The 9,513-nt window shown below is 61.1% G+C and carries 9 protein-coding genes; 5 read left to right on the forward strand and 4 right to left on the reverse strand.

Annotated elements, in window-relative coordinates; genetic code table 11:
• From CAK78_RS05100 to trhA, 3 genes are all read right to left on the reverse strand, one after another.
• The coding region (locus CAK78_RS05100; RefSeq protein ID WP_141214127.1) for a retention module-containing protein at positions 1-1,809 on the reverse strand (1,809 nt) is incomplete at its 3' end.
• 226 nt (positions 1,810-2,035) lie between these two features.
• A complete protein-coding gene (locus CAK78_RS05105; RefSeq protein ID WP_042005943.1) occupies positions 2,036-3,697 on the reverse strand; it encodes a putative transporter in 1,662 nt (553 codons plus the stop codon).
• A 118-nt stretch (positions 3,698-3,815) separates the two neighbouring features.
• Positions 3,816-4,451, reverse strand: a complete 636-nt coding sequence (gene trhA / locus CAK78_RS05110; protein ID WP_010636289.1) for a PAQR family membrane homeostasis protein TrhA — start codon at positions 4,449-4,451, stop codon at positions 3,816-3,818.
• A gap of 217 nt (positions 4,452-4,668) precedes the next feature.
• Between trhA and CAK78_RS05115 the strand changes: the two genes are divergently transcribed.
• The 3 genes from CAK78_RS05115 to CAK78_RS05125 all read left to right on the forward strand — a co-directional run bounded on the left by CAK78_RS05115 (position 4,669) and on the right by CAK78_RS05125 (position 7,163).
• Complete coding sequence (locus tag CAK78_RS05115; RefSeq protein WP_094696583.1) at positions 4,669-6,174, forward strand: aminotransferase class V-fold PLP-dependent enzyme; 1,506 nt, start codon at positions 4,669-4,671, stop codon at positions 6,172-6,174.
• Between the two features lie 104 nt (positions 6,175-6,278).
• Positions 6,279-6,842, forward strand: a complete 564-nt coding sequence (locus CAK78_RS05120) for a septation protein A (RefSeq protein ID WP_005309592.1) — start codon at positions 6,279-6,281, stop codon at positions 6,840-6,842.
• A 24-nt stretch (positions 6,843-6,866) separates the two neighbouring features.
• Positions 6,867-7,163: a YciI family protein gene (locus tag CAK78_RS05125; protein ID WP_005309589.1), complete on the forward strand. Its 297-nt coding sequence runs from the start codon at positions 6,867-6,869 to the stop codon at positions 7,161-7,163.
• A gap of 77 nt (positions 7,164-7,240) precedes the next feature.
• Here the strand turns inward: CAK78_RS05125 and cysQ are convergent, their stop codons facing one another.
• Complete coding sequence (gene cysQ / locus CAK78_RS05130; RefSeq protein ID WP_176452681.1) at positions 7,241-8,011, reverse strand: 3'(2'),5'-bisphosphate nucleotidase CysQ; 771 nt, start codon at positions 8,009-8,011, stop codon at positions 7,241-7,243.
• A 166-nt stretch (positions 8,012-8,177) separates the two neighbouring features.
• Here cysQ and CAK78_RS05135 point away from each other — a divergent pair, with 166 nt between their 5' ends.
• Entirely contained in the window at positions 8,178-8,498 is a 321-nt protein-coding gene (locus tag CAK78_RS05135) for a ComEA family DNA-binding protein (protein ID WP_094696585.1), read from the forward strand.
• 94 nt (positions 8,499-8,592) lie between these two features.
• A complete protein-coding gene (gene galU, locus CAK78_RS05140; protein WP_094696586.1) occupies positions 8,593-9,504 on the forward strand; it encodes a UTP--glucose-1-phosphate uridylyltransferase GalU in 912 nt (303 codons plus the stop codon).
• Positions 9,505-9,513 lie beyond the last annotated feature (9 nt).

Consider the following 9,513-nt stretch of genomic DNA (forward strand, 5'->3'; position numbering starts at 1 on the left):
GCTTTCATCTTCGGTCACACCACCGGTATCGGTACCGGTGATCACCGCCGCATCGTTCACGCCAGTGATGGTGATGGTCACGGTATGGGTAGTGCCGTCGACGGACTCGACCACAAAGGTCTCGACCTTGGTCTCCCCCTCGCCCAGGTACTGCACCTTGCTGTTGTCGACGTTGTAGCTCCAGGCGCCACCTTCGGTGATGGTCAGGCTACCCAGTGCGCCGGCGCTCGGGGTGCCGTTGCCAGAAACAAACTTGGCTTCGTCGGCGCCGTCCACGTCGGTCACGGTCAGGGTGCCGGTCTCGGTCAGCAGCGGAGTGCTTTCATCTTCGGTGACCGCACCAGAGTCGGTGCCGCCAATGACGGCAGCATCGTTGACCGGCGTAACAGTTCCGGTCACGCCGCCAGTGGCGCTGTTCAGGCCATCGGTAACCGTGTATTCAAATGCGATGTTGCCGTTGAAATCCGGAGCCGGTGTAAAGATCAGCTGGCCATTGTTCAGGGTGACGGAGCCGTTGCTGATCGCGACCGTGCCACCTTCGGCAATCGCCTGACCGTTGATGGCGGTGATGGTGATAGGATCACCATCCGCATCCGTGTCGTTGCCAAGCACATTGATGGTGACAGTGCCATCCTCCGCCACGGTGAACTGGTCGTCACCCGGCTGGGGCGCAGCATTCACCACGCTGTTGTCAGTTCCCTTGGGAGAGGTGTTGCCCACCGGGTCGGTCAGGGTGGCATCCACCGTGATGGGGCCGTTGACCGGCAGATCCGTGGTGGGAATGGTCAGGGTGACCTGGGTACGGCCGATATCGTCGGTCGTCAGAATTCTGCTTGAGTCGGGCACGCCATCGCCGTTCCAGTCCACATCGAGGCGATCGCCGGCCTTGGCATCGCCCGGCAGCCGGATGATGACATCCACCCCGTTCTCGCGCTCATTGGCGGAGATGACATTGTCCGCCCCGTCCTGGATGTCCACTTGCGGTGCCGAGGGAGCGGTACTGTCCACGCTGCCGTCGTCGGTCGCGGTGCCGGTGTTGCCGGCCGGATCGGTGACGCTGCCCGTGACGGTGTAGGAACCATCCGGCAGCGGTGTGATGACATCCACGCTGAAGGTGCCATCCGGATTGACGGTGGTGATCAGGGTTTGCTGGTTGCCATTGGCATCGGTCACCAACAGGGTCACGGTACTGCCGGCGGCGGCATCCGTGGTACCCGTGATGGTCGGGGTAGTGTCGTTGGTATTGTCCGGCGCAGAGACGGTGATCACCGGCGGCACCAGATCGATCAGGCGATTCTCCTCGCCCGGCAGCGCATCAGCGGTCACGCCGGTATCGGTTTGATAGGTCGTATCAAAACCCGCCGCAGCTATGGTGGCATCGCCAGTACGGTCGATGGTGACGAAACCACCATTACCGCTAGCGCCAGCTACGCCGCCAACACCACCGCCGGCGGCAGGAGCCCCACCGGCAGCAGAGGCTTCAAACGCCTTGGTCGGGTCGGCGCCACCCAGAATGGCTTGCTGCAGGGCGGCAATGTCATTGGGGTTGCCGCTCGGTACGTTCTGGGCAAGCTGGGGCTCTTGAGACGTTTCATCCTCAGCCTGCTGCTCGTTGGTCGGGCTCAGGGTGAAAGTCTGGTTGCCACCTTTGAAGCTGGCGCCCTCAGGAGTGATCAACACGGCATTCTTGGGCAGGATATCGCCTTCGGCGAGCGGTTGCTGGCTGCCATCTGCGGCGACCAGGTAAACCTTGCCTTTCAACTGGGTAACGACAACGTCCTGATCCAATGCAATTTCGTGGTTGCTCATGTGCTCTCCTGAATCTCTATCGGCATGCAATATTCCACCGTCTAATGTGCCCGCGAACGGCACCAGAAACCAGTTAGAAAATTCGAATGGATAGACTGATTCAAGGCAGGAACGGTCGGTTAAACAGAAGGGTCAATAGCGGTGAGAATAAAAATAAAATCAAGATGATCAATATGTTGCAAATTCATGAAGGGAGCACGTCAAGTGCTCCCATTCGGGGTCATGTTCAGCTGCCGGCCCACAGCAGGATGGCGAGCAGCTGGGGCGAAATGATCCGCAGAAACATCACCAGCGGATAGACGGTCGCGTACGAGAGCGCGCTGGCACCACTGGTGGGATGCATGCCGTTGGCAAACGCCAGGGCGGGAGGATCCGTCATGGAGCCGGCCAGCAGACCGCACAGGGTGAGGTAGTTCATCTTGCCGTACAAACGAGCCAGCACCCCGACCACCAGCAGCGGGATCAGGGTGATCGCCACTCCGTACATCACCCAGGCCGGGCCGTCACCGTTGATCAGGGTATCGATGAAACCGGCGCCAGACTTGAAACCCACCACCGCCAGAAACAGCACTATGCCGATCTCCCGCAGCGCCAGGTTGGCACTGGGGGGCATGAACCAGTAGAGCTTGCCGATGCTGCCGATGCGCGACAGGATCAGCGCCACCACCAGAGGCCCGCCCGCCAGACCTAGCTTGAGCGCTGCCGGGAAGCCCGGCAGGTAGAAGGGGATGGAGCCGAGCAGCACGCCGAGACCGATGCCGATGAACACCGGCAGCATCTGCACCTGCTGCAGTTTTTGCTGCACGTTGCCCACCACATTGGTGACCGCCTCGATGGCGTCGAGCCGTCCCACCAGATTGAGGATGTCGCCGAACTGCAGGCTGGTCTGGCTGGTCGGCACCAGTTCGATGCCGGCCCGGTTGAGGCGCGAGATCACCACGTCGTACTTCTGCTTGATGTCGAGATCGCGGATCTTCTTGCCGAGCACCTGCTCGTTGGTCACCACCACCCGCTCCACCCGCAAGTCGGTGCCGCGGGTGGAGAGCGAGGTCTCCACCTCCTCCCCCAGCACCAGCAGTACCTTGCGCAGGGCGTGTCGCTCACCCACCAAATGCAGCAGGTCGCCCAGCTCGATGCGCGACTCCGGTCGCGGCACCATCAGCTCCTCGCCGCGCTTGAGGCGCGAGCAGATGACGTCGGCCTCGTCGAGACTCGGGATCTCGCTCAGCATCAGGCCGTGGATGTTGGGGTTGCGCACCGCGATGTTGATGGTCTGCAGACTCTCCTTGGTCTTGCCGGCCTGTTGTTCAAACTGGGCGGCTTCTTCGTCGATCTTGATGCGAAAGAACATGCGGATCAGCCACATGGTCAACAAGATGCCACAGATGCCGAACGGATAGGCGACCGCATAGCCCATCCCCATCAGGCCGGTGGAGCCGGGGGCGGCACCCAGCTCGGCCAGGATCTGCTGGCCGGCACCGAGGGAAGGGGTATTGGTCACAGCGCCGGAGAAGACCCCCAGGATCACCGGCAGCGGCACATCGAACAACTGGTGCAGGGCTGCCGCCACGGCACAGCCGAGCAGTACCAGCAGAGCGGCGAAGCCGTTGAGCTTGAGGCCGGAGCTGCGCAGGGAGGAGAAGAAGCCGGGACCGACCTGAATGCCGATGGTGTAGACAAACAGGATCAGGCCGAACTCCTGAATGAAGTGCAGGGTCTGCTCATCCAGCGCCAGCCCCGAGAGGCCGGCGAAGTGGCCCACTATGATGCCGCCGAACAGCACCCCTCCGATCCCGAGACCAACGCCATAGACTCGCCAGTTCCCCAGCCAGAGCCCCAGCACTGCCACCAGCGACAACATGCTGATGGAAAGCGCGATATCACTCATTTCGTGCATCCTTTGCGAATTGAACAGTCCCTAGCTTGTCAGCAAACGCCGCGGTCAACTGTGTGATACCGCACGAATTTATCCTTTCGCGCGGCAAAAAATACCAATTAAGGGCTAGTTATGCGACGTAACCATAAATGGCCATAAAGTGACAAACACTGCCCCCCAGCACGAACAGATGCCAGATGGCGTGGTTGTAGGGGATACGCTTGGCCACATAGAAGATCACCCCCAGGCTGTAGATGAGACCACCCAGCCCGAGCAGCAGCAAGCCTTCCCCCTCCAGATGGATATAAAGCTGATAGACCACCAGCAACGACAGCCAGCCCAGCATAAGGTAGGTAAACAGCGACAGCTTCTTGAAGCGGTTGATGAACAGCAGCTTGAACACCACCCCTGCCAGCGCCAGCCCCCAGATCACCACCATCAGCCCCTGTGCCAGCGGCGTGTCGAGCGCCACCAGCAGAAAAGGGGTATAGGTACCGGCGATCAGCAGATAGATGGCACAGTGATCAAACACCTTGCACCAGCGTCTGGCCGGCCCCTCCGCCATGCTGTGATAGAGGGTCGAGGCCAGATAGAGCAGCACCAGGCTGCCACCATACAGGCTGTAACTGATCAGTGCCTGAGTGCCCTGCGCCCAGCCCTTGTTCAACAACAACACCAACCCCAGGATCCCCAGCACCAGCCCCAGCCCATGGCTGAGGCGGTTGGCCAGCTCCTCACGGGGCGAATAATCCGTCACACTGCTCATTGCATACTCCTGCCCAAACTGCGCTCACTCTAGCTGCCGTCATTTCAGAGTACAAGTGTTAGCTTAAAGATGAGCCGTCCCCATTTGCGATGTTTCCTCACCGCGCGCATGGCTGTCAGCCGTTGACCTTTGGTGTATGCTCTGCGGCCGATGCCCACTTGCTGTTGCCGCCCCTTGTTCACCCCCGACTCCCCGGCAACCCGGTCTGGAGAACCTGATGAAGTTGACTGAACTGTTTGCACAACCGGATCCGGCCTTTGGCCAGGCCATGACGGATCTGCTGGAGACCTTCCACCACTCGGATGACAGTCAGGCTCCCTATCAGCGCGACCAGTTCACCCACCAACTTGACCAATCGGGCATGCCGGAAACGGGGCTCGCCATGGCGGACTACCTGACCAGGCTGGCAACCCTGGTGCCCGGTGCCTCCCACCTGACCTCGCCACGCTACATGGGCCATATGACGGCACCATTGCCGGCCTTCACCGCCGAGCTCTCCCGCCTGGTGGTGATGCTCAACCAGAACCCGATGAAGATGGAATCCTCCCGCCTGCTCAGCTTTCTGGAGCGGGAGGTGCTGGCCAAGCTGCATCGCCTCGTCTATCGCGCCGACGAGCCCTTCTATCGCACCCATATGCATGCCAAGGATGCGGCGCTCGGCGTCATGACCAGCGGCGGCACCATCGCCAACGTCACCGCCCTCTGGCTGGCCCGCAACCACGCCTGCGGCGACAACCTGTTCGCCCTCTATGAGCAGGGGTATCGCGGCGCCGTCATCCTGGGCTCGCGGCTGATGCACTACTCCTTCGACAAGGGGATGGATCTGCTGGGGCTGGGGGCGCGCAGCGTCTGGCGCCTCCCCATCGACGATCAGAACCGGCTCGACATGGCGGCGCTGGAGCAGGCGCTGGCCCAGAGCAAGGAGCAGAAGCTCAAGGTGCTGGCCCTGGTCGGTGTGGCCGGCAGCACCGATTTCGGCTCCATCGACCCGCTGCCTGAGCTGGCGGCCATCGCCGCTCGCGAGCAGATCCACTTCCACGTGGACGCCGCCTGGGGCGGCCCGACCCTCTTCTCGCCCCGTTATCAGGCACTGCTGGCGGGGATCGAGCACGCCGACACCGTCACCCTGGATGGTCACAAGCAACTGCTGGTGCCGCTCGGTACCGGCATGCTGCTCTGCCGCCAGCCGGACCTGATGATGGCTGTCAAGCGGGAGGCCCCCTACGCCATCCGCGCCAGCTCCTTTGATCAGGGGCGCTTCACCCTGGAGGGAACCCGCCCGGCCAACGCCCTCTATCTGGATGCCGCCTTCCAGCTGTTCGGCCAGCAGGGCTATGCCGAGCTCATCGAGGCCAACTACGACCGGGCCCGTCTGATGGCCAGCCTCATCGACCAGGATCCCGCCTTTGAACTGATGTCGGCCCCGGTGATGAACCTGCTCTCCTATCGCTGCATCCCCCCTCATCTGCAGGGCAAGGTGCTGGACGAGGCCGCCAACGAGCAGGTCAATGCCTTCAACGTTGCCCTGCAAAAGGCCCAACGCGCCGAGGGGCACAGTTTTGTCTCACGCACCCAGCGGGCTGTCGGTCGCTACGGTGCCCAACCGCTCACCCTGCTGCGGGCCGTGCTGCTCAATCCCCTCATCGAGGAGCGACATATTCGCGAGCTGCTGGCAGATCAGAAACGGCTGGGCGATGAGATCGCAGGGCAGCTATTTGGCTGAGGAACTGGCTGGCGAATGAGCGGTCTTATTCATTTGCCGTTGCCCATCGGGCAGGTACACTGGATGAAATTTTGCGTTCCACTCTTGAGGGCGACGAGCCAGACATGAAGCAATTTATTGAATTTATTCCCCTTATCGTTTTCTTTGCGGTCTACAAGTTCTACGACATCTACATGGCCACCGGCGCCCTGGTGGTGGTGACCGGTCTGCAGCTCGCCTACAGCTGGGTTCGCTATCGCAAAGTCGAGAAGATGCAGCTGTTCACCTTCCTGCTGGTCGGCTTCTTTGGCGGCCTGACCGTCATTTTCCACGACGACACCTTCATCAAATGGAAAGTGACCGTCATCAACGTACTGTTCGCACTGGGCCTGCTCATCAGCCGCTACGGCTTTGGCAAGAACCTCATCAAGCAGATGCTGGGCAAGGAACTGCAGGCGCCGGATCCCGTCTGGGATCGGGTCAATCTCGGCTGGGTCGGCTTCTTCACCGTCTGCGGCCTGCTCAACCTCTATGTGGCCTTCAACCTGCCGCAGGAGGTGTGGGTCAACTTCAAGGTATTCGGCCTGCTCGGCATGACCCTGGTGTTCACCCTGCTGAGTGGTGTCTATCTCTACCGCCACCTGCCTGCCGAGCAGCTGACCAAGCAAGAAGACGAACTGAAAAAATAACCGCCATCAGAAAAGGATCCTCTCATGTGGTATCTCATCTACTCCGAAGATGTTCAGGGCAGCCTGCCGCTGCGCAAGCAGGCGCGTCCAGCCCATCTGGCCAGGCTGCAAGCCCTGCAGGATGAGGGGCGGCTGCTCACCGCCGGCCCCAATCCGGCCATCGATGCCGAGGATCCGGCCGATGCCGGCTTTACCGGCAGCACCGTCATCGCCGAGTTCGCTTCGCAGGCGGATGCCAAGGCCTGGGCCGATGCCGACCCCTATGTGGCGGCCGGTGTCTATGCCAAGGTGACCATCAAGCCGTTCAAGAAGGTCTTCTGAGCCAAGGCCAATAGAGCAATAAAAAGGCCGGACCGGGAGTTCACTCCCGTCCGGCCTTTTTGCATTCCACCATCCCGTTATGCCTTGGCCACGAACCAGGGGTTGAGGATGTCCGGCTTGTTGTAGTGCAGCGGCGAGCCGTCCAGCTGGGTGACTCTGCCGCCAGCCCCTTCCAGCACCGCCTGCGCAGCCCCCGTATCCCACTCGCAGGTCGGGGCGAGGCGCGGATAGAGTTCGGCGCCCCCCTCGGCGATGACGCAGAACTTGAGCGAACTGCCCATGGAAACCAGCTCTATCTCGCCCCGCTCCATGTCACCAAAGCGCGCAAGATAATCGAGGGTCTCCTGTGACAGATGATTGCGGCTGCCCACCACTCGCCAGGGGTTCCCCTGCCGATGGGATTGCACCGCGATGGCCTCGCACTTGCCATCGGCAATGCGCCAGGCCCCCACCTCCTTGCCGCCATACCAGAGCCTGTCCAGTACGGGGGCATAGACCAGACCCCACTGTGGCTGGCCATGCTCAATCAGCGCGATATTGACGGTGAACTCGCCGTTGCGAGAGACGAACTCCTTGGTGCCATCGAGCGGATCCACCAGCCAATAGCGAGACCAGCCCAGTCGCGCCGCCATCACCTCGGGGGAGGACTCTTCCGACAGCACGGGAATGTCGGGGGTGAGCCGGGCCAGCGCCGCGACAATCAGCTCGTGCGCCCCCTTGTCGGCGGCAGTCAGCGGGCTCTCGTCACCCTTGTACTCCACCGCAAAGGGCTGACTGTAGATGGCCATGATGACCTCGCCGGCGGCACGGGCGATGGGCTCCAGCTCGGAGATTGCGGGAAAAAACATCGAAAAAGACATCCTGGTCAAATGGTTGGAGCAGTGTACCCATTTTGGATAGAGGAGGCTTATAGCCGTTTGCTCTGACTTATACAGTGTCAGATATGACAGACAAAAAGTGGCGCGACTGGACTAATCCTCAATAGCGAATCCCACAACACAAGGACGTGACGCAATGAACTACAAGACCCTGACCGCCACTCTACTGCTGAGCTGCCTGCCGCTGCTCAGCCAGCCCCTGCTGGCCGCCGACAAGCCCGCCGCCAAACCGGCCACCACAGTTGCCGCCGCCAAGGAGAGTGGCAAGGTGAACCTGAATACCGCCAGTATCAACGAGTTGACTGCACTCAAGGGCATCGGCGAGAAGAAGGCGCAGGCCATCGTCGATTATCGCGAGAAACAGGGCAAGTTCACGACTGTTGACCAGCTTGCCGATGTCAGCGGTATCGGGCCGGCCACGCTGGAAGCAAATCGGGACATGATCATCGTCAAGTAACCGGTTACCGCCACTTCCGTCCTGAGGGCAGCCTGTGGCTGCCCTATTTTTCTTCGGGTATCATGGGCCCACTTTGTATCTCTGGACTCTCTCCATGAAAAAGACACCGCTCGTTGTACGCAAAGCCGTTCTTCCCGTCGCCGGTCTGGGCACTCGCATGCTGCCAGCCACCAAGGCCATCCCCAAGGAGATGCTGCCCGTCGTCGACAAGCCGCTGATCCAGTATGTGGTGCGTGAAGCCATCGCCGCCGGCATCAAGGAGATAGTGCTGGTCACCCACTCGAGCAAGAACTCCATCGAAAACCACTTCGACAAGAGCTTCGAGCTGGAAGCGACCCTGGAAAAACGGGTCAAGCGTCAGTTGCTGGAAGAGGTGCAACACATCTGCCCGAAAGACGTCACCATCATGCACGTGCGTCAGGGTGAAGCCAAAGGGCTGGGCCACGCGGTACTCTGCGCCCGCCCGCTGATCGGCGACAACCCGTTTGCGGTGCTGCTGCCGGACGTGCTGATCGACGAAGTCGCCAGCGACCTCAAGCAGGACAACCTGGCCGAGATGGTGCACATGTTCGAAGAGAACCACATCAGCCAGATCATGGTGGAAGCCGTCCCCGAGAGCGAAGTGGACAAATACGGCATCGCCGACATCAAGGGTGAGGCGCTGAGCGAGGGCATGTCCCTGCCGATGCAGGCCATCGTCGAGAAGCCGCCCCGCGATGAGGCCCCCTCCAATCTGGCGGTGGTCGGCCGTTACGTGCTCTCCTCCAACATCTGGCCTCTGCTGGAACGCACCCCCGCCGGTGCTGGTGACGAGATCCAGCTGACCGACGCCATCGCCATGCTGATGGAGCAGGAGCAGGTCAACGCCTACTTCATGAAAGGGCGCAGCCACGACTGTGGCAGCAAGCTGGGTTACATGAAAGCCAACGTGGAATATGCCGCGCGCCATCCGGAACTGAACGGCGAGTTCATCGACTGGCTGAAGCAGTTTGCCAAGCAGTTGTAATCTCTGAAT

It is taken from the genome of Aeromonas sp. A35_P, from assembly GCF_002259925.1.
In the GTDB taxonomy this organism is placed as follows: domain Bacteria; phylum Pseudomonadota; class Gammaproteobacteria; order Enterobacterales; family Aeromonadaceae; genus Aeromonas; species Aeromonas dhakensis.